General features: G+C 63.5%; 20 protein-coding genes and 2 pseudogenes. 6 read left to right on the plus strand and 16 right to left on the minus strand.

Annotation, left to right across the window (positions count from 1 at the left end):
• Window positions 1-64: 64 nt before the first annotated feature.
• The 9 genes and pseudogenes from pyc to ACSQ3Z_RS01585 all read right to left on the minus strand — a co-directional run bounded on the left by pyc (window position 65) and on the right by ACSQ3Z_RS01585 (window position 10,377).
• Window positions 65-3,523, minus strand: a complete 3,459-nt coding sequence (gene pyc, locus ACSQ3Z_RS01545; protein WP_436169643.1) for a pyruvate carboxylase — start codon at window positions 3,521-3,523, stop codon at window positions 65-67.
• A gap of 177 nt (window positions 3,524-3,700) precedes the next feature.
• The gene (locus tag ACSQ3Z_RS01550) at window positions 3,701-4,819 is read right to left on the minus strand and encodes a branched-chain amino acid ABC transporter substrate-binding protein (protein ID WP_436169644.1); all 1,119 of its coding nucleotides are present in this window, start codon (window positions 4,817-4,819) and stop codon (window positions 3,701-3,703) included.
• Between the two features lie 139 nt (window positions 4,820-4,958).
• Window positions 4,959-5,306: a DUF6867 family protein gene (locus ACSQ3Z_RS01555; RefSeq protein ID WP_436169645.1), complete on the minus strand. Its 348-nt coding sequence runs from the start codon at window positions 5,304-5,306 to the stop codon at window positions 4,959-4,961.
• Between the two features lie 113 nt (window positions 5,307-5,419).
• On the minus strand, window positions 5,420-6,148 hold the full coding sequence (locus tag ACSQ3Z_RS01560) for an ABC transporter ATP-binding protein (protein WP_436169646.1): 729 nt from the start codon (window positions 6,146-6,148) through the stop codon (window positions 5,420-5,422).
• Window positions 6,149-6,156: 8 nt separating this feature from the next.
• Window positions 6,157-7,248: pseudogene (locus tag ACSQ3Z_RS01565) on the minus strand (ABC transporter ATP-binding protein); the annotation flags it as partial.
• Window positions 7,248-8,639, minus strand: a complete 1,392-nt coding sequence (livM, locus tag ACSQ3Z_RS01570; protein WP_436169647.1) for a high-affinity branched-chain amino acid ABC transporter permease LivM — start codon at window positions 8,637-8,639, stop codon at window positions 7,248-7,250. The pseudogene ACSQ3Z_RS01565 and the gene livM, both read right to left, overlap by 1 nt.
• 4 nt (window positions 8,640-8,643) lie before the next feature.
• Window positions 8,644-9,546, minus strand: coding sequence for a branched-chain amino acid ABC transporter permease (locus ACSQ3Z_RS01575; protein WP_436169648.1), 903 nt, complete (start codon window positions 9,544-9,546; stop codon window positions 8,644-8,646).
• Between the two features lie 336 nt (window positions 9,547-9,882).
• A pseudogene (locus ACSQ3Z_RS01580) lies at window positions 9,883-9,972 on the minus strand (proline racemase family protein); the annotation flags it as partial.
• A gap of 18 nt (window positions 9,973-9,990) precedes the next feature.
• A complete protein-coding gene (locus ACSQ3Z_RS01585) occupies window positions 9,991-10,377 on the minus strand; it encodes an ectoine synthase (RefSeq protein ID WP_436169649.1) in 387 nt (128 codons plus the stop codon).
• A 99-nt stretch (window positions 10,378-10,476) separates the two neighbouring features.
• On the opposite strand from ACSQ3Z_RS01585, the gene ACSQ3Z_RS01590 reads away from it, so the two are divergent.
• On the plus strand, window positions 10,477-11,385 hold the full coding sequence (locus ACSQ3Z_RS01590) for a LysR substrate-binding domain-containing protein (protein ID WP_436169650.1): 909 nt from the start codon (window positions 10,477-10,479) through the stop codon (window positions 11,383-11,385).
• Here ACSQ3Z_RS01590 and ACSQ3Z_RS01595 read toward each other — a convergent pair.
• The 3 genes from ACSQ3Z_RS01595 to ACSQ3Z_RS01605 form a co-directional block, all read right to left on the minus strand.
• Window positions 11,378-12,379 carry a 4-hydroxyproline epimerase gene (locus ACSQ3Z_RS01595; protein WP_436169651.1) on the minus strand — a complete coding sequence of 334 codons (1,002 nt, stop codon included), beginning with the start codon at window positions 12,377-12,379 and terminating at the stop codon, window positions 11,378-11,380. The two genes, ACSQ3Z_RS01590 and ACSQ3Z_RS01595, sit on opposite strands and share 8 nt — an antisense overlap.
• Before the next feature lie 15 nt (window positions 12,380-12,394).
• Window positions 12,395-13,732, minus strand: coding sequence for an NAD(P)/FAD-dependent oxidoreductase (locus tag ACSQ3Z_RS01600; RefSeq protein WP_436169652.1), 1,338 nt, complete (start codon window positions 13,730-13,732; stop codon window positions 12,395-12,397).
• Between the two features lie 118 nt (window positions 13,733-13,850).
• Window positions 13,851-14,744: a dihydrodipicolinate synthase family protein gene (locus tag ACSQ3Z_RS01605; protein WP_436169653.1), complete on the minus strand. Its 894-nt coding sequence runs from the start codon at window positions 14,742-14,744 to the stop codon at window positions 13,851-13,853.
• A gap of 100 nt (window positions 14,745-14,844) precedes the next feature.
• Between ACSQ3Z_RS01605 and ACSQ3Z_RS01610 the strand changes: the two genes are divergently transcribed.
• Window positions 14,845-15,504: a GntR family transcriptional regulator gene (locus tag ACSQ3Z_RS01610; protein WP_436169654.1), complete on the plus strand. Its 660-nt coding sequence runs from the start codon at window positions 14,845-14,847 to the stop codon at window positions 15,502-15,504.
• Between the two features lie 6 nt (window positions 15,505-15,510).
• On the opposite strand, the gene ACSQ3Z_RS01615 is transcribed toward ACSQ3Z_RS01610, so the two are convergent.
• Window positions 15,511-15,834 (minus strand): winged helix-turn-helix transcriptional regulator, encoded by a 324-nt coding sequence (locus tag ACSQ3Z_RS01615; RefSeq protein ID WP_436171811.1) that lies wholly within the window; start codon window positions 15,832-15,834, stop codon window positions 15,511-15,513.
• 156 nt (window positions 15,835-15,990) lie between these two features.
• Here ACSQ3Z_RS01615 and ACSQ3Z_RS01620 point away from each other — a divergent pair, with 156 nt between their 5' ends.
• Window positions 15,991-16,320, plus strand: a complete 330-nt coding sequence (locus ACSQ3Z_RS01620; RefSeq protein ID WP_436169655.1) for a nuclear transport factor 2 family protein — start codon at window positions 15,991-15,993, stop codon at window positions 16,318-16,320.
• A gap of 73 nt (window positions 16,321-16,393) precedes the next feature.
• Here the strand turns inward: ACSQ3Z_RS01620 and ACSQ3Z_RS01625 are convergent, their stop codons facing one another.
• The 3 genes from ACSQ3Z_RS01625 to ACSQ3Z_RS01635 form a co-directional block, all read right to left on the minus strand.
• Window positions 16,394-16,708 carry a hypothetical protein gene (locus tag ACSQ3Z_RS01625; RefSeq protein WP_436169656.1) on the minus strand — a complete coding sequence of 105 codons (315 nt, stop codon included), beginning with the start codon at window positions 16,706-16,708 and terminating at the stop codon, window positions 16,394-16,396.
• Window positions 16,709-16,980: 272 nt separating this feature from the next.
• Window positions 16,981-17,280: a hypothetical protein gene (locus ACSQ3Z_RS01630; protein WP_436169657.1), complete on the minus strand. Its 300-nt coding sequence runs from the start codon at window positions 17,278-17,280 to the stop codon at window positions 16,981-16,983.
• A 212-nt stretch (window positions 17,281-17,492) separates the two neighbouring features.
• A complete protein-coding gene (locus ACSQ3Z_RS01635) occupies window positions 17,493-18,989 on the minus strand; it encodes a CoA-acylating methylmalonate-semialdehyde dehydrogenase (protein WP_436169658.1) in 1,497 nt (498 codons plus the stop codon).
• Between the two features lie 372 nt (window positions 18,990-19,361).
• Here ACSQ3Z_RS01635 and ACSQ3Z_RS01640 point away from each other — a divergent pair, with 372 nt between their 5' ends.
• The 3 genes from ACSQ3Z_RS01640 to ACSQ3Z_RS01650 all read left to right on the plus strand — a co-directional run bounded on the left by ACSQ3Z_RS01640 (window position 19,362) and on the right by ACSQ3Z_RS01650 (window position 22,838).
• On the plus strand, window positions 19,362-20,243 hold the full coding sequence (locus ACSQ3Z_RS01640) for a LysR family transcriptional regulator (RefSeq protein WP_436169659.1): 882 nt from the start codon (window positions 19,362-19,364) through the stop codon (window positions 20,241-20,243).
• Between the two features lie 175 nt (window positions 20,244-20,418).
• Window positions 20,419-20,778: a hypothetical protein gene (locus ACSQ3Z_RS01645; RefSeq protein ID WP_436169660.1), complete on the plus strand. Its 360-nt coding sequence runs from the start codon at window positions 20,419-20,421 to the stop codon at window positions 20,776-20,778.
• Window positions 20,775-22,838: a phospholipase D-like domain-containing protein gene (locus ACSQ3Z_RS01650; RefSeq protein WP_436169661.1), complete on the plus strand. Its 2,064-nt coding sequence runs from the start codon at window positions 20,775-20,777 to the stop codon at window positions 22,836-22,838. Before ACSQ3Z_RS01645 ends, ACSQ3Z_RS01650 begins: the two co-directional genes overlap by 4 nt.
• Window positions 22,839-22,953: the final 115 nt, after the last annotated feature.

The following is a 22,953-nucleotide window of genomic DNA, read 5'->3' on the forward strand; positions in this document are numbered from 1 at the left end:
CGTGAGCACCGGAAGCGCAGGAAGCCGGCGTTTGCAGGCCGGCATCACCTGAATATCGACACCCTTAACCGAAGGCGATCAGCAGATCCTTCGCATCGATCTGGTCGCCGGCCTTGACCAGCACCTCGACAACGGTGCCGTCGCGCTCGGCATGCAGCGCCGTTTCCATCTTCATCGCCTCGATGGAGAGCAGCACGTCGCCGGCCTTGACCGCCTGGCCGGCGGCAACGGCAAGCGCGGAGACCACGCCCGGCATCGGCGCGCCGACATGCGCCTCGTTGCCCGGCTCGGCCTTGCGCCGTGCCTTGGCAGCGGAGGCGCCATGCGCCCTGTCCGGCACCTTCACGCGGCGCGGCTGGCCGTTGAGCTCGAAGAACACGGTGACCATGCCCTTCTCGTCGACATCGCCGATCGCCAGGCAGCGCACCACCAGCGTCTTGCCCTTCTCGATGTCGACGAAGATCTCGTCTTCCGATTTCATGCCGTAGAAATAGGTCGGCGTCGGCAGCACGCTGACCGGCCCATAGATCTCCTGCGTGGCGGCGAAGTCGGAAAACACCTTCGGGTACATCAGCCAGGAGGCGAATTCGTACTCGCTGAGCTTGCGCTCGAGCTTCTGCTCGATCTCCTTGCGGCTGGCCTTGAGATCGGCCGGCTTGAGCAGCGAGCCCGGCCGCGCCGTGATCGGCTTGTCGCCCTTCAGCGCCTTTTTCTGCAGCGCTGGCGGCCAGCCGCCGGGCGACTGGCCGAGATCGCCGCGCAGCATCGACACCACGGAGTCCGGGAAGGCGATGTCCTTGCTGGGATTCTCGACATCGGCGACGGTCAGGTCCTGGCTTACCATCATCAGCGCCATGTCGCCGACGACCTTGGATGACGGCGTCACCTTGACGATATCGCCGAACATCAGATTGACGTCGTGATAGGTCTGCGCCACCTCGTGCCAGCGTGTCTCCAGCCCCAGCGAACGCGCCTGCTCCTTGAGGTTGGTGAACTGGCCGCCCGGCATCTCGTGCAGATAGACTTCCGAGGCCGGTCCCTTGAGGTCGCTCTCGAACGCGGCGTACTGGTTGCGCACCGCTTCCCAGTAGAACGAGATGTGGCGGATCCATTGCGGATCGAGTCCCGGATCGCGCTCGGTGCCCTTCAGCGCCTCGACGATCGAGCCGAGACATGGTTGCGACGTGTTACCCGAGAAGGAATCCATCGCAGCGTCGATGGCGTCGACACCGCTTTCCACCGCCGCAAGCACCGTAGCCGCCGACAGGCCCGAAGTGTCATGCGTGTGGAAATGGATCGGCAGATCGGTCTCCCCGCGCAGCGCCTTGAACAGCACGCGCGCCGCACTTGGCTTCAGCAGGCCGGCCATGTCCTTGACCGCGATGATATGGGCGCCGGCGGCCTGCAGTTCCTTCGCCAGCCCGACATAATATTTGAGGTCGTATTTGGCCCGCGCCGGATCGAGTATGTCGCCGGTGTAGCACATCGCCGCTTCGATCAGCTTGCCTTCGGCGCCGACCGCGTCCATGGCGACGCGCATGTTCTCCACCCAGTTCAGGCAGTCGAAGACGCGGAACAGGTCGACGCCGCCGCTAGCCGCTTGGCGGACGAAATGCTGCACGACATTGTCGGGGTAGTTGGTGTAGCCGACGCCATTGGCGCCGCGCAGAAGCATCTGCAGCAACAGGTTGGGCGCCGCCTCGCGCACCAGCGACAGCCGCTCCCACGGATCCTCGGTGAGGAAGCGCATGGCGACGTCGAAGGTCGCACCGCCCCAGCATTCGAGCGACAGAAGCTGCGGCAGCGCCCGTGCATAGGTGCCGGCAATACCGGCGATGTCATGCGTGCGCATGCGGGTGGCGAGCAGCGACTGGTGCCCGTCGCGCATCGTCGTGTCGGTGACCAGAACCTCTTTCTGCGCACGCATCCACGCCGCGAATTTCTCCGGGCCGAGCGCATCGAGCTTCTGCTTGCTGCCGCCAGGCACATTGCCGTTCAGATAGGGCACCACCGGTGCCGCCGCATCGGCCTTGGGCATCGGACGGCCGCGCGTCTCGGGATGGCCGTTGACGCTGACATCGGCCAGATAGTTGAGCAGCTTGGTCGCGCGGTCCTGCCGCTTGACCTGCTCGAACAGCTCGGGCGTCGTGTCGATGAACCTGGTCGTGTAGGAATTGTCGGCGAAGCTCGGGTGATTGATGATCGCTTCGAGAAAGGTGAGGTTGGTCGCCACGCCGCGGATGCGGAACTCGCGCAAGGCGCGGTTCATGCGGGCGATGGTCTCGGACGGCGTCGGCGCCCACGCCGTCACCTTTTCCAGCAGCGGATCGTAGAAGCGGGTGATGACCGCGCCCGAATAGGCGGTGCCGCCGTCGAGACGGATGCCAAAGCCGGTGGCGCCGCGATAGGCTGTGATGCGGCCATAGTCCGGGATGAAATTGTGCTCGGGGTCTTCGGTGGTGATGCGGCACTGCAGCGCGTGGCCGTTCAGCCTTATATCCTTCTGCGCCGGCACGCCCGATTCCGGCGTGCCGATGGCAAAGCCGTCGAGGATGTGGATCTGCGCCTTGACGATGTCGATGCCGGTCACCTGCTCGGTGACGGTGTGCTCGACCTGGATGCGCGGATTGACCTCGATGAAATAGAACTTGCCGGTGTCGGCGTCCTGCAGGAATTCGACCGTTCCGGCGCCGACATAGGCGGTCTCGCCGGCGATCTTCAGCGCATAGCCGCACAACTCCTGGCGCAGCGCCTCGCTGAGATAGGGCGCCGGCGCGCGCTCGACGACCTTCTGGTTGCGGCGCTGGATCGAACAGTCGCGCTCGAACAGATGCACGGCGTTGCGATGCGTGTCGCCCAGCACCTGCACCTCGACATGGCGGGCGCGCTCGATCAGCTTTTCGAGATAGACCTCGTCCTTGCCGAACGCAGCCTTGGCCTCGCGCTTGCCTTCCATGACCTCGCGGGCGAGATCGGCCTCGGAGCGGATGGCACGCATGCCGCGGCCGCCGCCGCCCCACGATGCCTTCAGCATCACCGGGTAGCCGATGGTCTTGGCCAGCGCCTTGACCTGCTCCATGTCGTCCGGCAGCGGCTCGGTGGCGGGCACGACTGGCACGCCGACCTCGATTGCCAGGTTGCGCGCCGCGACCTTGTTGCCGAGCCGGCGCATCGTCTCCGGCTTGGGGCCGATGAAGGTGATCCCGGCCACCGCACAGGCCTCGGCGAATTCGGGGCTCTCCGACAGCAGCCCGTAACCGGGGTGGATGGCGTCGGCGCCCGAAAGCCTGGCGACGCGGATCACCTCTTCGATCGACAGATAGCTTTCGATCGGCCCCATGTCCTTGCTGAGATGCGGCCCGCGCCCGACCTGGTAGCTTTCGTCGGCTTTGAAGCGGTGCAGCGAATATTTGTCCTCCTCGGCCCAGATCGCCACGGTTTTGAGGCCAAGCTCGTTGGCCGCGCGGAAGACGCGGATGGCGATTTCGGACCGGTTGGCGACGAGGATTTTCGTGATGGCCAAGGACTGCGCTCCAAAGGCGGAGAGGATGGGGGCTGCCGCAATGATTAGCGTGAAAATGCTGCAGTGCAAACGGATTCGCGCGACATCTAAACCGATTTAAATGGTTTGTTCGCGCCAACAACGAAAAATGCCCGGCGCAGCGCGCCGGGCATTTCCGGATTTCAGTCTTTTGCCGGCTTATTGCTCGACGTACGTGTACTTACCGTCGTCGCCCTTCTTCCAGGTGTACATGACGTAGTCCGGGCGGGTGATGTCGCCCTTCGCGTCATAGCCGATGTCGCCGATGGCCGTCTTCCACGGGCCACTCGCCTTGATCTCTGCTGCAACCTTCTGCGCGTCGTCGGAGGCGCCGACCTTGGCGGCGGCGGCGGCGACGATCTGCAGGGCAGCATAGGAGTAGAGCGTGTAGGCTTCAGGCTCGAAACCGGCAGCGCGGAACTTCTCGACGAGTTCCTTGGCGTTCGGGTTCTTGCGCGGATCGGGAGCGAACGTCATCAGCGTGCCGTCGACGGCGTCGCCGGCGATCGACGCCAGTTCGTTCGACACGATGCCGTCGCCGGACATGAACTGGGCCTTGAGGCCCTGGTCGGCGAGCTGGCGCATGATCAGGCCAGCCTCGGTGTGCAGGCCGCCATAATAGACGACGGAGACGCCGGCGTCCTTCATCTTGGCGATGAGGGCCGAGAAGTCCTTGTCGCCGACATTGATGCCCTCATACATGGCTTCGGTCACGCCGGCGGCGTTGAGCGACTTCTTGGTTTCGTCAGCGAGGCCCTGGCCATAAGGCGTCTTGTCGTGGACGACTGCGATCTTGCCGTCCTTGAAGTGCGCGGCGAGATAGTCGCCGGCAACCTTGCCCTGTTGGTCGTCGCGTCCGCAGGTGCGGAACGTGTTCCACAGGCCGCGCTCGGTCAGCTGCGGATTGGTCGCCGAAGGCGTGATGACGAGGATGCCGTTCTCGGCATAGACATCCGACGCCGGGATGGTGACGCCAGAGTTGAAGTGACCAACGACATACTTGACGCCGTCGGCGACGAACTTGTTGGCAACCGAGATGCCCTGCTTCGGATCGGACACGTCGTCGCCGATCTCGAGCTTGATCTGCTCGCCGTTGATACCGCCGGCCGCGTTAATGTCGGCGGCAGCCTGCTCGGCGCCCTTCTGCAACTGGGCGCCAAACGCTGCGTTCGGACCAGTGATCGGACCGGCGACGCCGATCAGGATGTCAGCCCACGCGTTGCCACTGAACGCGACAAGCGCGGTCACGGCGACGGCGGACAGAAGTGACTTTCTCATGTAAAACGCTCCCATTTACGGAGTGGGCGTGGATGATACTTTCATGCGATGCCCACTCTTGCTCGCAGAAAGCGTACTTTGCCGATTTTCAGGCGCTTGTCACGCCGATTCATCCCTGAAACGGCGTTAATCATGAACGTCAGCCTTTTGGTTTCCAGCTCAAAAGCGATGCTCTTTCGTAGAGCCAATTATACTGCGTCACCATCTGGTTGGTGCGCGTGTATTGATAGCCGACGAAGCCAACTATTATCAGCACGATGGTATCGATGATGTAGTAATGCAGCGAAAACATCGTGCCATCGAACAGCGCGTGATGGATGAACCTGATGCCGATGCCGAGGCCCAGCATGAACAGGAACAGCTGGAAGAAGCTGCGCCAGGTCTGCGCGCTTGCCTTGCCCGTCATCCATGCGGCCCAGCCGCCGAGCAGGCAGGTGACGAAGAAGAACTGCCAGATCGAGGGTTCCTCGTAGAGAATGCCCTGCATGATTGATGTCTCCTTAGCATGATCCCGAAAAGTTGCAGACTTTTCGGACAAAGATCATGCGACAAACAAACAATTTGGAGCGGAATAACGAATGCACACATTCCGCTCCGAACTCAGTGGTGTCCGCCTTCGAGATAGGCGGCGCGCACTTCCGGATTGGCGAGCAACTCCTTGCCGGTGCCGCTCATCGTCACATTGCCGTTGACCATGACGTAGCCCCGGGTGGCGAGCTTCAGCGCGCCGAAGGCGTTCTGCTCGACCAGGAACACGGTCAGCCCCTGGGTGCGGTTCAATTCGCGGATGGCGTCGAAGATCTGCTTGACGATCAGCGGCGCGAGACCCAGCGACGGCTCGTCGAGCAGAAGCAGCTTCGGTCGCGCCATCAGCGCGCGTCCGATCGACAGCATCTGCTGCTCGCCGCCCGACAGCGTGCCGCCGCGCTGGGCGATGCGCTCCTTCAGGCGCGGGAACAGCGTGAACACCCTCTCGACGTCCTCATCGTAATATTTGAGGTTGTCGAGGCTGGCGCCCATCTGCAGGTTTTCCATCACCGTCATGCGCGGGAAGATGCGGCGACCCTCCGGCGACTGGGCGATGCGCATGCGCGCGATTTCGTGCGTCGGCATCTGCGTGATGTCGGTGCCGGAAAAGGTGATGGTGCCGGCGCGAGCCCGTGGCGCGCCGAAGATGGTCATCATCAGCGTCGACTTGCCGGCGCCGTTGGCACCGATCAGCGCCACGATCTCACCCTCTTTGACGCTGACGTCGACGCCGTTCAGCGCCCTGATATTGCCGTAGTAGGTCTCGACGCCCTTGATATCGAGCAGCGTTGTAGCGGCCATTACTTACGCCCTCCGCGCGGCTTGGCTGTCGAGGATTTCCCAGCGGGCTTGGCCGTGGCCCGCTCGGCAGGCTTTCTTGGCGCGGCATTGGCCTTTGCATCGACCTGCTCTGCTTTCGAGGCGCCCTTCGACACCCTGACGCGCTCGCCCTCGCTACGGCCGATCGTGTCGGTCACCGGTCCGGCAAGAAACGAAGACGACGTGGCTGGGCCGTGCGCGGCGTCGGGACCGATGTCCAACTGCTCGATGACGTCCTCGTCGCCGACCTCGGTCAGCACCGTCTCGACCTCCTCGTCGTCGACGCCGAGATAGGCGGCGATGACGCGCGGGTCGGTGCGCACCGATTGCGGATTGCCGTCGGAGATCTTGCGCCCGTATTCGAGCACCACGACATGGTCGGAAATCTGCATGACCACCGACATGTCGTGCTCAATCAGAAGGATCGATGTGGTGTTCCTGATGTCCATCAGCAGCGCATTGAGCGCCGCCGATTCCCTCGGGTTGAGGCCGGCGGCCGGCTCGTCGAGGCACAAAAGCTCCGGACCCGTGCACATGGCGCGCGCAATTTCCAGGCGCCGCTGCGCGCCATAAGGCAGGTCGCCGGCCGGATCGTCGGCGCGGTCGACGAGGTTGGCCTTCTCCAGCCAGTGCTTGGCCAGGTCGATCGATTCGGCCGATGCCTTGCGGTAGCTCGAGAAGCCGAACAGGCCAAGCATCGTATAGCCCGACGCCTTCATCAGCTTGTTGTGCTGGGCAACCAGAAGATTCTCCAGCAGCGTCATGCCCGAGAACAGGCGGATGTTCTGGAAGGTACGCGCCACCTTGGCGCGCGCCGGGATCTCGTGGTTCGGCAAGCGCTCGAGCAGGTAGCTCGAGCCGTCGCTGCGGTTGAGCGTGATCATGCCTTCCGACGGCTTGTAGAAGCCGGTGATACAGTTGAACACCGTGGTTTTGCCGGCGCCGTTCGGACCGATCAGCGCGGTGATTTCGCCGCGGCTGGCCTGGAAGGAAAGGTCGCCGATGGCAACCAGACCGCCGAACTTCATCGACAGATGCTCGACCTGCAGGATGGCGTCGTTCATGGACGGGTCCGCATTCATCAGCCGTGTCCTTCCTTGGTGAAGGACCCCGACACCGACCTTCGCTCCTTTAGGAAGGCTGTCGGTTCACGGCTGCCGACGAAGCCGCGCGGCTTCCACAGCATGACGATGACCATGGCCATGCCGAACAGCAGCATGCGGTAGAGTTCGGGTGTGAAGTCGGGACCGAAGATGCGCTTCAGGAAATCGAGTTCGCGCAGGATTTCCGTACCGCCGATCATCACCAGCGCCGCAACGGCGATGCCGCCCAGAGAGCCCATCCCGCCCAGCACGACGATGGCCAGGATGATCGCCGATTCCAGGAAGACGAAGGATTCCGGGCTGACGAAGCCTTGCCGCGCGGCGAAGAACGAGCCGGCGAAGCCGCCGAACATGGCACCCGTGGCAAAGGCGGTGAGCTTGGTGGTGGTGGTGTTGATGCCGAGCGAGCGGCAGGCGATCTCATCTTCGCGCAGGGCTTCCCAGGCGCGACCGACCGGCAGGCGGCGCAGCCTGATGGTGACGAATGCGGTGAGCAGACAGAGCAGCAGGATGAGATAATAGAGGAAAATCTTGTAGTAGGCGCCAGATTGGGCGATGCCAAGAACCTTGGAGATGTAGTTCGGATCGGAGACGTTGAACGACATCAGGCCGAAGAAAGAAACCTTTGGAATGCCGGAAATGCCGGCCGAGCCATTGGTCACCTCGCGCCAGTTGATGATCACCAGCCGGATGATCTCGCCGAAGGCCAGCGTCACGATCGCCAGATAGTCGCCGCGCAGGCGCAGCACTGGAAAGCCGAGCATCACGCCCCAGAACGCGGCCATCAGGCCGGCGGCCGGCAGCAGGATCCAGAATGACAGGCCGAAATGCGTGCCGAGCAGTGCGTAGGCATAGGCACCGACCGCATAGAAGGCGACGTAGCCGAGGTCGAGCAGGCCGGCGAGACCGATAACGATATTCAGGCCCCATGCCAGCATCACATAGATCAGGATCTGGATGCCGAAATTATCGACCCACTTCAGCGAACCTTGAAAGCCGACCAGCATAACGATCACGATCGGATACAGGAACAGCACGGTGATGCCGATGGTGTTGAAGTTGCGGCGCACGAAACCGGGTTGCGCCGCGACTGCCGGAGCCTGGGCCTTTTGTGCCTTGGCGCGCTCGAGCGCTGGTTGCGCGAAGCCGACATAGAGGAAGCGTCCGGCAGCGGTGAGGATCACCACTATGGCGAGCAGCCCCCAGCGCTGCACCAGGATCAGCTCGTTGGAGATGTTCTGGTCGGTCTTCAGGCCGATGAACAGCACGAACAGGCCGAGCGCTATGGCGCCGGCATAGAGCGCCTCGCGAAAGGCACGCTGGATGGGGCTGGCGACGACGTCGCGCTCCGGGGAAACGGTGACTGCCATGAGCTCAGACCTTTTCGACTTCTGGCCGGCCCAGAATGCCGGACGGCAGGAAGATCAGCACGATCGCCAGGATGGAGAAGGCGGCGACGTCCTTGTAGTCGATGGAGAAATAGGCCGACCACATGCTCTCGATGAAACCGATCAACAGCCCGCCGAGCACGGCGCCGGGCAGCGAGCCGATGCCGCCGAGGACGGCCGCGGTAAAGGCCTTCACACCGGGCGTGAAGCCGTCGGAAAACACCACGACGCCATAATACATCAGGAACAGCGTGCCGGCGACGGCGGCAAGGGCGGCGCCCATAATGAAGGTGATGGAGATGGTGCGGTCGACATCGACGCCGAGCAGTGCCGCCATCTTGCGGTCCTGCTCGCAGGCGCGCTGCGCCCGGCCAAGCGAGGTCCTGTTGACGAGGTACCAGAAGATCGCCAGCAGGATTGCCGTAACCAGAACGATGATGATCTGCTTCAGCGACACGCTGACGCCCTCGATCGTGTAGACCTTGGACACCATCGGCGGGACCGGCTTGTTGCGCGGGCCTTGCGTCACCTGGACGTAATTGGAGAGTGCGATCGACATGCCGATCGCGGTGATCAGCGGCGCCAGCCGGAACGAGCCGCGCAGCGGCCGGTAGGCCACCTTCTCGATCGTCCAGTTGTAGAGGCTGGTGAGCAGCATCGCCACGATCATCATGATCAGCAGCGCGATGACGATCGGCACCGAATAAAACAGGGCGCCGAGGATGAGGAAGACGATGAGGGCGGCGAAGGCCCCGACCATGAAAATGTCGCCATGGGCGAAATTGATCATGCCGATGATGCCGTAGACCATCGTATAGCCGATTGCGATCAGCCCATAGATCGATCCCAGCGTCAGCCCATTGATAAGCTGCTGGACGAAGTACTGCATACTGCCGTGGCTCCCCTGGAATGTCGCCTTTGCGGACGCATTCCTTTTCGTATTTCCCCTAGTCGTAAAGTTTCGAGCCCGGATTGCAACGTGATTTTTTCAATCGTCGCGCGTCTTTTGCCGGCACGCCTTTCGATTGCCCGTTTTTTGCTACCCGACCTCTGGACTATCGCGGACCCTATCATTGGCATAACGCAATGTCTTTGACGATTCGGCCGCATCATGCACCCTGTTTCGAAGAAATCGCCGTCAAGATTAGGTGATGAGCGGGATCGTTGCGCCGGCCGAGATCGCCCCGTCTGCGCTCCTCCTGTTTCCGCAGGGTCAGGATTCTCCCTATTTGACGACGAACCCGTGCGCGAACGGATCGCGGTCGCCGATGAAGATGGTGTTCCGTCCGGTCATCCGCGCCCAGCCGCCGATCGATGATCGCCTCGCCAGAACTCAGTAGGCCGATCCGCCATCCTGACCAAGAACGTGCCGCTCGGTGCCGTTCAGCGGCGGGTTGAAGACACTGACCAGGACCATGTCGCTGGCCGCGTCCGCACGCAGATAATGCTCGTCATGCTCGTCGAGCACATAGATCGTGCCCGGCTCGATCCGGTGCACCCGACCGGCCATGTCCTCGACCTCGCCTGCGCCGGCGATACAGTAGCAAGCCTCGAAATGCCGCCGGTAATGCAGGCGTGATTCGCTACCTGCACGCACGACGGTATGGCAGACGGTGAAGCCCATGCCGTCCTGCTGCGTCAGCAGGCGATGGCTCGTGCCATTGCCCCAATCGACGAAGAAGTCAGATTTTTCTACATCAGTCAGTTGTCTTGTAAACATGATCGCTCTCTAGAAGGCTACACCGACCGCAGGAATGCCGCAGCGAAGGCACGCTTTCAAATGATTGCTTCTCACGCGATATGTTAGTAAATTTTACAGATGGACTACATCCCACTGAATGCCGTTCGCGCTTTCGAGGCGGCTGCTCGCCATCTGAGCTTTTCGGCTGCCGGCGAAGAGCTTCACGTCACCCATCCCGCCATCAGCCACCAGATCAGGCGGCTGGAGGAATGGCTGGGCGTTTCGCTCTTTCACCGGGATGCCCGCAAGGTTCGCCTGACGGAAGCGGGGGTGATCCTGCAGGCCTCGGCGAGCAGCGCGCTTGCCGAACTCGGCGCCACGTGCCGCCGAATACGGCGCAATGCCACGCTGGAGACCTTGTCCGTCGGCTGTATCCCTTCCATTGCTAGCCGCTGGCTGGTGCCGCGTCTGGCAGACTTTACCGCCCGTCATCCGGGTATCGGCATGAGGGTCGCCTACGCCAAGGCCGACGAAAGGCTCGGCGACGGCCAGAACGACGTGCTGATCACGCTCGGCGCCGATCCATCTCCCGACGTCACCAGCCTAAGACTGTTTTCCCGCTTCAATCGGCCGGTGTGCAGCCCGCACTATCTTGCACGCAGGGAGCATCTGCGCACGCCAGCCGGCATCGCCGCCGCCGACCTTCTGCACGACGAGAGCCGACACGGCTGGCGTGAATGGTTTCTGGAGGCCGGACTACCCGAGGTCGATGTAGGCAACGGACCGGTCTTCGCCGACTTCAACATTCTTGCCACGGCGGTCATCGCCGGTCACGGCGTGGCGCTCTGTCCGGTCGAGGTTTTTCGCGACGAGTTAAGGCGTGGCGACCTGATCGTTCTGTCGGAGGTGGCGACGAACCGCGACAAGGGCTACTTCCTGACAATGTCGGCGCAAGCATCACCGGCAGCGCTCAAATTCGCCGACTGGTTTCGCCAGGAGGTTTCCGCCGAGAAAGAATCTCAGGTCGGCCCAATCGACGTCACTTGACGATGAACCCATGCGCGAACGGATCGCGGTCGTCGATGAAGATGGTGTTCAGTCCGGTCATTCGCGCCCAGCCGCCGATCGAGGGGATGATCGCCTGCTTGCCCGCGACGCTGACTTCCTTTTCGACCCGGCCTTTGAACAGCGAGCCGATGATCGATTCATGCACGAAGCTGTCGCCCGCCTTGAGTTTGCCCTTGGCATGCAGCTGCGCCATCCGCGCCGAGGTGCCGGTGCCGCAAGGTGAGCGGTCGATCGCCTTGTCGCCGTAGAAGACGGCATTGCGCGCATCCGCTTCAGGATGTGTCGGCTTGCCGGTCCACAGCATGTGCGACAGCCGGTTGATGCCGGGATTCTCGGGATGTTCGAATGTGTACTTCTCGTTCAGCCGCTGCCGCACCACCGGGCTCCAGGCGATGAGATCGCCGGCGGAATGGTCGGCCATGTCGCGATAATTCTCCTGAGGCTCGACAATGGCGTAGAAATTGCCGCCATAGGCGACGTCGACCTTGATCTCGCCGAGCTGCGGACATTCCACCGTCAGGCCCTCGGCATAGAGGAAGGACGGCACATTGGTGATGCGCACCTCCTCGACATACTCGCCGACCTGCTTGTACTCGGCGATGACCAGGCCGGCCGGCGTGTCGAGCCTCAGCACGCCCGGCGTCTTCGGCTTGATCAACCCGTGCTCGATCGCCATCGTCACCGTGCCGATGGTGCCATGGCCGCACATCGGCAGGCAGCCCGAGGTCTCGATGAACAGGATGGCGATGTCGCAGTCCTCGCGCGTCGGCGGGTAGAGGATCGAGCCGGACATCACGTCGTGGCCGCGCGGCTCGAACATCAGCCCGGTGCGGATCCAGTCATATTCGGCAAGGAAATGCGCGCGCCGCTCCATCATCGTCGAACCCTGGAGCCGCGGCCCGCCGCCGGCGACCAGCCGCACCGGATTGCCGCAGGTATGGCCGTCGATGCAGAAGAAGGATTGCCTGGCCATGACGTCTCCTGGAACTCAAAACCGTTGTGGACTGAAAGGCGCGAGATCGATCGGCGGAGTCTGCCCGAGAACGAGATCGCGGATCAAGCGGCCGGTGGCCGCCGACTGGGTCAGGCCGAGATGGCCGTGGCCGAAGGCATAGAGGACCGACGGGCTCTTCCGGGCACCGCCGATGACCGGCAGCGAATCCGGCAGCGACGGCCGGAACCCCATCCATTCGCGACCGCCGGCCGGATCGAGCCCCGGCAGGAATGCTTTCGCCTTTTCCAGCATGGCCTTCGAGCGCGCGAAATTCGGCGGGCGCTCGATGCCGCCGAGTTCTACCGCGCCACCGACGCGCAAGCCCGTTTCGAGCGGCGTGATGACGAAGCCATGGCCGGAGAAGATCAGCTGCCGCTTCACGTCGAAGGCGGTCTTCGGCAGCGTCGTGTTGTAGCCGCGCTCGGTCTCGAGCGGGATGCGCTCGCCGAGATCCTTGGCCAACAGATGCGACCATGCCCCGGCGGCGACGACGAGCTGCCTTGCCTTTCTGGTGGCGCCATCGGCAAATGTCAGCGTCGCGCCATCTTGCCTCACGTCGACCCGCTCGACCCGCACCTTTTCAAAACGGGCGCCTAACCTCTCGGCATAGGCCCAGACCGCCTTGCCGAGCAATTTGGGATCAGCCACGGTTTTCCATCCCGGCACGAACGTGGCCTTGATGAAACGCGGCGAAAGCCCCGGCTGCAAACCTGCCAGCTCCTCACCCTCTACATGGCGGAAGCTGATGCCGAAACGCTCGCGCGCCGCCCAGCTCGGCAGCGAAGCGCGAAACTCGGCCTCGCACTCGTAAAACTCCAGCGAGCCGTCCTCGCGCAGCATCGGCCGCGTGCCGGAGCGATCGAGCAAGGCCATCCATTCTGCCTCGGCAAGCTTCATCATGCCGGCCTGCGCTGCGAGGCTCGCCTCATAGCGATCGCTGCGCCCGGCGCGCCAGAAACGGAACAGCCAGGGCAGGAGTTTCGGCAGATAGGCGGGCGGAATGCTGAGCGGCCCCAGCGGATCGGCAAGCCATTTCGGCAATTGCCTGATCATGCCCTTGTGCGCGAGCGGCAGCACATCGGAAAAGGCGAAGGCGGCGGCATTGCCGGAGCTTGTCTCCTCGCAAATGCCCGTCCGGTCGAAGATCGTGACCTTTCGTCCCGCCTCGGCCAGATAGGCCGCGGCACAGATGCCGATGATGCCACCCCCGACGATGGCGATGTCTTCCCCTTCTCCCCGTTCAAGGGGAGAAGGTGCCCGAAGGGCTGATGAGGGGCGGCGCCCTTCGTTTGCCGGTTCGGAATTTCCTTGCACGTTGGTGCTGCCCTTCATCTGGCTGCCGCCATTGCCCTTCGCTATCGCTCCGGGCGTTCACCGTTCGAAAAGCCAGTACTGGCTTTTCGTCCGCTACGCGGACCACGCCTCACCCCCGTGAGCGGGGAGAAGAGACCTAGAACTGCGGCAGCTTCGGCCGCACCGCCAGCGCGTCCTTGACGATCTTCTCGACCGCCTTGCGGCGCTCGCCCGACAGTGGCTGGCGTGGCATGCGCACGCGGTCGTTGGTGTTGATCGCAAACACTTCCGCAAGCTTGATGTTCTGCACCAGATAGGTCGACACGTCGAGGTCGAGCAGCGGCCGGAACCAGCGATAGATGGAGAGAGCCTCCTCGCGGCGACCCTGCTTCATCAGCTGGTAGATGGCGACGGTCTCGCGCGGGAAGGCGGTGACCAGCCCGGCCACCCAGCCGATAGCGCCGACCGACAGCGCCTCGAAGGCGAGATTGTCGACGCCGGTGAATAGATCGTAGCGTGTGCCGAGGCGATTGATGATCTCGGTCGAGCGGCGGATGTCGTCGGAGGATTCCTTGATGGCGACAAAGCGCTTGTCGGCCGCCAGCTCCTCCATCTGGTCGACGGTGACGTCGACGCGGTAGGCGAGCCGGTTGGAGTAGATCATGACAGGCAGGTCGCCGGCCTCGGCGACGGCGCGCAGCGCCGCGATCGTCTCTTCCGGATTGGTGTGGTAGATCGGGCTCGGCACGACCATCAATCCGTTGGCGCCTTCCTTGGCGGCGCGGCGTGCGATGTTGGCGGCTTCGCGTGTGCCGGCCTCGTTGACCGTCAACAGCACCGGCTTCTTGCCAGCAACCTTCTGCGCGGTCTTCAGCACCTCGATCTTCTCGTCATGCGACAGCATCGGCCCTTCGCCGAGCGAGCCGCAAACGATGATGCCGTCGCAACCGGCCTCCATCTGCAGCGCAAAGCAGCGCTCCATCTCGGCATGGTCGAGGCGGTCGTCCTCGGTGAATTTGGTCGTGACGGCGGGGAATACTCCGGTCCACATGTCTATCTCTCCATCTGATATATCAGTGATATATTTGATAAGAAACCCGCTGTCAACGCGGAATCTGTTATGATATATCTAACATATATCAGAGGGCACGATGGCATTGTGGGATGATATATCTGGCTCCGAGCCAGCGGCGGCGAAGGCCTATCGCACGCTTGAGCACATGATCGTAACGCTCGAACTGGCGCCGGCCAGCTTCGTCACCGAAGGCGCGCTGATCGAGCGCCTCGGCCTCGGCCGCACGCCGGTACGCGAGGCGATTCAGCGCCTGGCCTGGGAAGGCCTGCTGGATGTCCGGCCGCGCGCCGGCATCGCGATTGCTCCGCTCCATCCCGGCGACTGGCTGCGCGTCCTCGACGCACGTCGCGGCGTCGAGGTGGTGCTGGCCCGCTCGGCCGCCCGCTTCGTCACCCGCGAGGCCGCCGACCTGTTTCACGAAGCCGCCCTTGCCATGCAGAAGGCGGTGATCTCGGGCAATGTGCTTGCCTTCATCCAGGCCGACAAGGCGCTCGACGAGGCGCTGGCGCTGGCTGCCGACAATCCGTTCGCGGCGCGGCTGGCCGCGCCCCTGCAGACCCACAGCCGCCGCTTCTGGTTCCGCTACAAGGCCGATACCGGGTTGGCCGAATCGGCCGAGCACCATGTCGCGCTGATCCGCTCGATCCTCGATGGCGACGAGGAAGGAGCAGCAAAGGACGCCAAGCGGCTGATGGCGCTGCTGCGTGGCCATGCCGAGACGGCGGCGACGCGGTAATCTAAGTCAGCCTTCGGCCGGACCCTTGTGCGCCGCCCATTTCAACAAGGCGTCGAGAGCCGGGCACAGCGCTTGACCCCAGTCGGTCAGGCAATACTCGACCTTCGGCGGCACCTGGTGGTGCACGATGCGGCGCACGATGCCGTCGGCCTCCATCTGCCGCAGTTGCTGGATCAGCATCTTCTGCGAGATCGCCGGGATCGCCCGTTCGAGATCGGAAAAGCGCAGCACCTTGCCGCCGAACAGGTGAAACAGGATCACCAGCTTCCAGCGACCTTCGAGGATGCGCAGTACATTCTCCACGCCGTTCGCCGCTGACAACGGCGTCAATGCCTCGACCTTGCTTGCAGGTTCCACCTTACTTTCAGGTAAGTACCTTACTTTTTCGTCGGTTCTTGTCATTTCCGCAGCATATCTCATTTTAGAGACCGAACAAGCACTGCGGACGTCAGGCCGACAGCGGTTATCGGAACCGGAGACGAGCCCATGACCATAAAACTTCCCCAGCCGCTGGTGGACTATTTTGCCGCCAAAAACAGGCACGACATCGACGGGATGCTCGTCCCCTTCTCGCCGGACGCAACCGTCCGGGATGAAGGCGAAACCCATCAGGGGCCAGCCGCCATCCGCAACTGGATGGAAGCAACCACACGCAAATACCGGGTGACCGTCGAGGTCGCCGACGCGACGGTCAACGGCCATGCGTGGCGGGTCGCCGGCATCGTGTCGGGCAATTTCGCCGGCAGTCCGGCGGCACTCCATTACAACTTCACGCTGGACGGCGACCGGATCACGACACTGAAGATCGGCGCGTGACCATGCTGCCGGCGAGGCCATCGTTCATCGGCTTTCGACGGCGGGGGTGACGCAAGGCATGGCGCCCGTTCCGTCATGCATCGTGGCCGGACTGGGCCACCACGTTTTCCCAATTGTTGCCGGCTGCGATGATGCAGCTTGTGCCGGCGACATCGGTGACGACGATCGTCCAGGTTCCGCTCTCACCGACGAAGACTTCCATGATCGCGGTCTGACCGATCAGCCCGAGCGCAAACTGCCTTTCCTGGAAATTCTCACTCAGATGCGCGACGAGAACGCCGTGCTCGACGCAGAACTGGTACTGGGCGCTGGCGGCACTCGTGCCCATCGCCAGCGCGCCGGCAAGAACCAGGGTTTTCACCCAAGCTGACAGAGATTTGCGTGCCATAAAGCACCTCCTTTGCCATCGCGTCCCGGCAAGAGGAAGTGATTTGACGGCCTCATTTTGCCGGGACGATCCAGGCCGGTTCCGACGTCTTCATCGCGTCGCTCCTTTCTGTGTTCCGGTCTGCCGTCCAGCGGATGTTCCCGCTATGTTCCATATATGGTGTTGACCAAGGAAAATAACAAGCGGGCGCCGCGCGAGGACGCCCGCTTGTTCCCTTTTGGATCCGAAGGACAGTCGCGGTCTGGCCATGCCGCAACAGCCTTGGAAAACCTTCAGGTGCCCGGCAGGGCAGCCACCATCGTCGCACCGTCCCAACCTTCGCCCGCCATGATGACGCAACTCTGACCTTGCGTGTCGGTGGCAAGGATCGTCCAAGTGCCCTGCTCGGAAACGAAGACCTCAAGGATCACGCTTGGATTGACCAGGCCGCGCGCTGTTTCGCTTTCGTGGAATCTATCGCCAAGCGCCTTGACCATGTCGGCGCGCGCCGCGCATTGCTCGGCCGCCGTTGCCGGGGCAGCAATGGACGCGGACGCTGCCACGCAAAGTATCATTGCCGTGAGACGTGTCATCTCACACCTCCTCACACCAGGGTGACGCCCCTAGACATTCGCCACCGCCATCAATTGATCCGCCGCGCTCCTGCGCGGCGGGATTGTGGTGTAAGGCTGCTGCCACCCGCCTGGTTCCATCACATTAGCGTTCTGGCGGATATCGGCCGCGATCCAAAGCAAAAGGCCCGGCGCTGGTGCCGGGCCTCTATTTTCGGTCGGTCGAAACTGGATCAGTTCATCGTCGGAATGACGAACTCCGCGCCGTCCTTGATGCCGGACGGCCAGCGCGAGGTGACCGTCTTGGTCTTGGTGTAGAAGCGGAACGCGTCCGGGCCGTGCTGGTTGAGGTCGCCGAAGGACGATGCCTTCCAGCCGCCGAAGGTGTAATAAGCGATCGGCACCGGGATCGGCACGTTGACGCCGACCATGCCGACTTGGACCCGCGAGGCGAAGTCGCGCGCGGCATCGCCGTCACGGGTGAAGATGGCGACGCCATTGCCCATCTCGTGGTCGTTGGCGAGCTTGATCGCGTTCTCGTAGGTCGGCGCGCGCACCACCGAGAGCACCGGCCCAAAGATCTCTTCCTTGTAGATGCGCATGTCGGCGGTGACGTTGTCGAACAGGCAGCCGCCCATATAGTAGCCGTTCTCGTAGCCCTGCATGGAGAAGCCACGGCCGTCGACGACCAGGCTGGCGCCTTCCTTGACGCCGATGTCGACATAGCCCTTGACCCGCTCCAGCGCCTGCGCCGTCACCAGCGGGCCGAAATCGGCGGAAGAGTCCGTCGACGGGCCGACCTTCAGGCTTTCGACGCGCGGGATCAGCTTTTCCATCAGCCGGTTGGCGGTGTCGTTGCCGACCGGCACAGCCACCGAGATCGCCATGCAGCGCTCGCCGGCCGAGCCGTAGCCGGCGCCGATCAGCGCGTCGACGGTCTGGTCCATGTCGGCGTCGGGCATGATGATCATGTGGTTCTTGGCGCCGCCGAAGCACTGCACGCGCTTGCCGGCCGCGGTGCCGCGCGAATAGATGTAGTGGGCGATCGGCGTCGAGCCTACGAAGCCGACGGCCTTGATGTCGGGATCGTCGAGGATGGCGTCGACCACTTCCTTGTCGCCATTGACGACATTGAGGATGCCAGCCGGCAGGCCGGCCTCGAGAAACAGTTCGGCGATGCGGATCGGCACGCCCGGGTCACGCTCGGACGGCTTCAAGATGAAGGCGTTGCCGCAGGCGATCGCCGGGGCGATCTTCCACAGCGGGATCATCGCGGGGAAGTTGAACGGGGTGATGCCGGCGACGACGCCGAGCGGCTGGCGCATCGAATAGACATCGATGCCGGGGCCGGCGCCGTCGGTGAATTCGCCCTTCATCATATGCGGCGCGCCGATGCAGACTTCGACCACTTCAAGGCCGCGCTGGATGTCGCCCTTGGCGTCGGCAATGGTCTTGCCATGCTCGCGCGCCAGGATATCGGCCAGCTGGTCATAGTCCCTGGCCACCAGTTCGAGGAATTTCATCAGGACGCGAACGCGGCGCTGCGGGTTGGTGGCGGCCCATTTCGGCTGTGCCGCCTTGGCGTTCTCGACCGCCGCGCGCAGTTCCGCCTGCGAAGCCAGCGCCACCGTGCCACGCACGGAGCCGTCCATCGGCTGCATGACGTCCTGCTTGCGGCCGCTGGTTCCGGCGACATGCTTGCCGCCGATGTAATGACCGTACTCGATCATGATCTCTCTCCCTTGGTTTGGATGAGGCATTGTCCGCCTTTGCCGGGGTGATGGCAACGCGAGCCAGAACGCAACCGTTGTGCGGTAAATAGAGTGCGCTCGGCGACTGTGCATCAAATCCCGCAAATGATAAGTGTTGTTCGATTGCTGTAAGGACTGAACGGTTGCGTTCCTTCACACCCCCCTCTGGCCTGCCGGCGATCTCCCCCGCAAGGGGGGAGATCGCCGGCTTCAGCGCACCGCTCATTCTTGCCACGATGGAGATTGGCGAAAGCCGGGATGACATCCAACCTTCCCCCTTGCGGGGGAGATGTCCGGCAGGACAGAGGGGGGTGGGCAGGAACGCGGCGCTCGTTCCCAAGGCGGCCCCCCATGAACTGGGATGACGTCCGCATCTTCCTCGCCGTGGCGCGCGCCGGGCAAATCCTCGGCGCCGCCAGGCGGCTGGAGCTCAACCACGCCACCGTCTCGCGGCGCATTGCAGCACTCGAGGATGCGCTCAGGACAAAACTCTTTCGCCGGCTGACCACCGGCAGCGAACTGACGCCGGCCGGCGAACGCTTCCTCGACATCGCCGAGCGCATGGAGAGCGACATGATCGCCGCGCGTTCGACCGTGGCCGGCGAAGGCGACGACATCTCGGGCACGGTGCGCATCGGCGCGCCCGACGGCTTCGGCGTCGCCTTCCTGGCCAAGCACCTCGGCCAGCTGACGACACTTCACCGCGAGCTCACCATCCAGCTGGTGCCGGTGCCGCGCTCCTTCTCGCTGTCCAGGCGCGAGGCCGACATCGCCATCACCGTCGAGCGGCCGACCGAGGGCCGGCTGGTGGCGGGAAAACTGGTCGACTACACACTCGGTCTGTTCGCCTCCCGCGCCTATGCCGAGGCGCATGGCCTGCCGCAAACGGCCGCCGAGCTTGGCTCACACAACCTGATCGGCTATGTGCCCGACCTCATCGTCAGCCCCTCGCTCGACTATGCGGCCGAGTTCAGCGCCGACTGGCGCACCAGCTTCGCCATTTCGTCGGCGCTCGGCCAGGCCGAAGCCGTGCGCTCCGGCGCCGGCATTGGCATCCTGCACACCTTCGTCGCACGCTCGATGCCGGAGCTGGTGCCCGTCGACATCGTGGCCCCGATCCGCCGCGCCTACTGGCTGGTCTATCACGAATCGGTGAGGCCGCTGCGCCGCGTCCAGGTGGTCGCCAATTTCATCACCAAGGCAGTGGAGCGCGAGCGAACGCTGTTCGTCTGAGCGCCTTGCCCTTGCCACAAAATCGGCCAGTGTGGCATCAGCCACCGAGCGGCAAAGCGCCGGGTGGCACATTTTCGAAAGCTGGCGCGGAAACAATGCGAGCCGTTCTTGCCATCCTGCCGCTGGTTTTCCTGTCGGGCTGCGCCAACCCCTGGACCAAGGTACCGAAGCGGAATTGCCGAAGCCGATCCGCTATGCCATGGCCCGCCCCTCGCCTTTCGTCTTCGGCAATTATTGCGGACCGGGCACGCGCAGCGGCGACCTGTCGTTGCGGCCGGTCTCCCGCCTCGATGCGGCTTGCCAGAGCCATGACGCCTGCTACATCGCCCGCCAAAATCATTGCGATTGCGACGGCGCGCTTGTCGCCTCGGCACGGACGATCCGTGACGACAAGACCGCGCCGAGGACCATGCGCAACGAGGCTGAGCTTTTGATTGCCACGTTCGCTGTCCCCGTCTGCAAGGTGTTTCCGCAAGGCTTCATGCCGCCACGCGATCCCGCCCAGCTCAAGGCGATGAACGGGGCGACAGGGTGAGTCAGCGCAATATCGGATGCCTGGTCCTGGCCTGGCTGGCGCTGGCAGCGCTGGCCGGTTGCGCCAGCCCGCATCATCGCACATGCGACTTCTTTCCCGGCGAAACCGCCTGCGCGCGCCCGTCCCTGTCGGCCAAGGCGCCCGGACCGGAAATCGCGGCTGCCCAGTATTTCGGCGAGTCTGGCGAGAGCGATTACGAGAAGCAGTTCCTGGCGCTGCTCGCCCACAACGAGATCGGTGCCATGGACCGGGCGAACGGCACAGGCCCCTTCGGCCACGACCGCCACGACATCGCCAACAGCGATTTCCAGGCGACATACCGGACGCTTGAGCGGCTGGCGAAGCCAGTCGTCGCGACACAGGTGCCGCCGACGCATGGCAAACCTGGTGAAGGCCACTTCACGGCGCGTTGGCGGGTGTCGCGGCAGACGCTCTATGTCGACGCCGCGGCCCGGCCTTCCGAGCCCAAGACGTTCGGCTTTTCCGGCCTGCAGGCGCGCTCGGTCGAGATCGTGCTGCGCCAGGCCGGCAGCCAGCCCGTAGACATCGGCGGCGCCTGCGACGGAGCGCTGGCGATCCGCGCCGGTGGCCGCTCCCGCACCATAGAGCGGGGTTCGGCCTTCAGCTTCCGCCTGCCGGCGAGCGACACGTCCATCAGCCTGTTTCCGGACGAGACGCTGAACCGCTGCGACTTGAAAATCCGCTCCAGCCTGGCGCCGGCCGGCGCACTGCTCACCATCCTCCGCGAAGAGACCGCCGATCGGGCGCTTGCGGCACTCGACAGCCTTTACCAGCGCTGCCCGGAGCCCGCTCCGGCCGGGCTGGGGGAACTCGACCGCGTCTTCTATGCCAGCCGCTGGCTGTCGCTGACCTGCGCGATGCCGCTCGCTGAGCCGCACCTGCTGCGCAAGTCGCGTGATGGTTTCAACGCCAAGGTCGAAGCCTTGCTGGGCGCAAGGCTGCCGGACAGCGCTTTCGACAAGGGCGATCCCGAACTGCCGCTCGATTTCTCGCACGCACCAAGGCTGAAGCTGATCTATCTGTCGTCGCTGGAATTCAAGGCGGATTTTTCCGGCCGCATCATCGAGCGGCTGGTCCGCCACCATGCCGCCCTGGGCACCAAGGTGCGCATCATGGTGACCGACGTGCTGGAGCGCGAGAAGGACGACGCCATGCTGCACCGGCTGGCGGCGGAGTTCCCCAACGTCGAACTGCAGGAATACCGCTGGCAGGCCGACCGCGGCGCACCGATCGACGAGCAGCTGTCGCAGCTGCACAAGACCCACCACGTCAAGATGCTGGCGACGCTGGCCGAAGACCCCGGCCGCTCGCGCGTCATCATCGGCGGCCGCAACATCCATGACGGCTTCCTGTTCCACAAGCCGGTCGACCTGTCGCATTACCCCTACCTGCAGCAATACGGCAAAACCGACGGCTTCTCGCTGAACTACTATTCGAACTGGAGCGACTTCGACATCGAGATCGCCGACCCGGCAACTGTCGAAACGCTCGCCGCGCATCTTTCGACCCTGTGGCTGCACGATGCCGACACCGACATCTCCCGGCCGTTCTCCATCTCCGTCCGAAGCAGAGGCCGGCAACCGTCAGGCGTGGCGCGGCATTTCATTTCCGTACCCTATGAGGACGGGCATGCGCTGGAGAATTACTTCGTCGAGCTGGTCGACACCGCCGAGCACCACATCCAGATCGTCAATCCCTATCTCAATTTGACGCCAAAGCTCGCTCTGGCCTTCGACCGGGCGCTGGCGCGCGGGGTGAAGATCGATATCGTCGGCCGCATCGACCTCAAGGGCGACATCGGCGGCAAGTTCCTCACCGCGCTCAACAAGCTGTTCGTCGAGAAATATGGCGACCGCATCGACATCCGCGAATTCAAGGCGCCCGACGTCGTGCTGCATTCCAAGATCATGATGATCGACGAAAGGCTGGTGACGATCTCGTCGGTCAACCTCAACAACCGCAGCTTCTTCCACGACTCGGAAAACGGCATGATGGTGCTCGATCCCGCCTTCTACCGCCCGCATGAAGCCGGTCTATGACGACTATCTCGCCCATTCGAACCCGGTATCCACCGAGGTGACGATCCCCTGGGCCTACCGGCTGCTGTTCTCAGAGGGCTGGGTGAAGCAGGCGTTTTGAACATCAGCGGAGCAG

It is taken from the genome of Mesorhizobium sp. LjNodule214, from assembly GCF_964252735.1.
Taxonomy (GTDB): domain Bacteria; phylum Pseudomonadota; class Alphaproteobacteria; order Rhizobiales; family Rhizobiaceae; genus Mesorhizobium.

Excerpts from the sequence above, each read along its gene's own strand:
- ACSQ3Z_RS01550 (WP_436169644.1), bottom strand. The coding sequence starts at position 4,819 with ATGAGAAAGTCACTTCTGTCCGCCGTCGCCGTGACCGCGCTTGTCGCG.
- ACSQ3Z_RS01555 (WP_436169645.1), bottom strand. The coding sequence starts at position 5,306 with ATGCAGGGCATTCTCTACGAGGAACCCTCGATCTGGCAGTTCTTCTTC.
- ACSQ3Z_RS01560 (WP_436169646.1), bottom strand. The coding sequence starts at position 6,148 with ATGGCCGCTACAACGCTGCTCGATATCAAGGGCGTCGAGACCTACTAC.
- livM (WP_436169647.1), bottom strand. The coding sequence starts at position 8,639 with ATGGCAGTCACCGTTTCCCCGGAGCGCGACGTCGTCGCCAGCCCCATC.
- ACSQ3Z_RS01575 (WP_436169648.1), bottom strand. The coding sequence starts at position 9,546 with ATGCAGTACTTCGTCCAGCAGCTTATCAATGGGCTGACGCTGGGATCG.
- ACSQ3Z_RS01585 (WP_436169649.1), bottom strand. The coding sequence starts at position 10,377 with ATGTTTACAAGACAACTGACTGATGTAGAAAAATCTGACTTCTTCGTC.
- ACSQ3Z_RS01590 (WP_436169650.1), top strand. The coding sequence starts at position 10,477 with ATGGACTACATCCCACTGAATGCCGTTCGCGCTTTCGAGGCGGCTGCT.
- ACSQ3Z_RS01595 (WP_436169651.1), bottom strand. The coding sequence starts at position 12,379 with ATGGCCAGGCAATCCTTCTTCTGCATCGACGGCCATACCTGCGGCAAT.
- ACSQ3Z_RS01600 (WP_436169652.1), bottom strand. The coding sequence starts at position 13,732 with ATGAAGGGCAGCACCAACGTGCAAGGAAATTCCGAACCGGCAAACGAA.
- ACSQ3Z_RS01605 (WP_436169653.1), bottom strand. The coding sequence starts at position 14,744 with ATGTGGACCGGAGTATTCCCCGCCGTCACGACCAAATTCACCGAGGAC.
- ACSQ3Z_RS01610 (WP_436169654.1), top strand. The coding sequence starts at position 14,845 with ATGGCATTGTGGGATGATATATCTGGCTCCGAGCCAGCGGCGGCGAAG.
- ACSQ3Z_RS01620 (WP_436169655.1), top strand. The coding sequence starts at position 15,991 with ATGACCATAAAACTTCCCCAGCCGCTGGTGGACTATTTTGCCGCCAAA.
- ACSQ3Z_RS01625 (WP_436169656.1), bottom strand. The coding sequence starts at position 16,708 with ATGGCACGCAAATCTCTGTCAGCTTGGGTGAAAACCCTGGTTCTTGCC.
- ACSQ3Z_RS01630 (WP_436169657.1), bottom strand. The coding sequence starts at position 17,280 with ATGACACGTCTCACGGCAATGATACTTTGCGTGGCAGCGTCCGCGTCC.
- ACSQ3Z_RS01635 (WP_436169658.1), bottom strand. The coding sequence starts at position 18,989 with ATGATCGAGTACGGTCATTACATCGGCGGCAAGCATGTCGCCGGAACC.
- ACSQ3Z_RS01640 (WP_436169659.1), top strand. The coding sequence starts at position 19,362 with ATGAACTGGGATGACGTCCGCATCTTCCTCGCCGTGGCGCGCGCCGGG.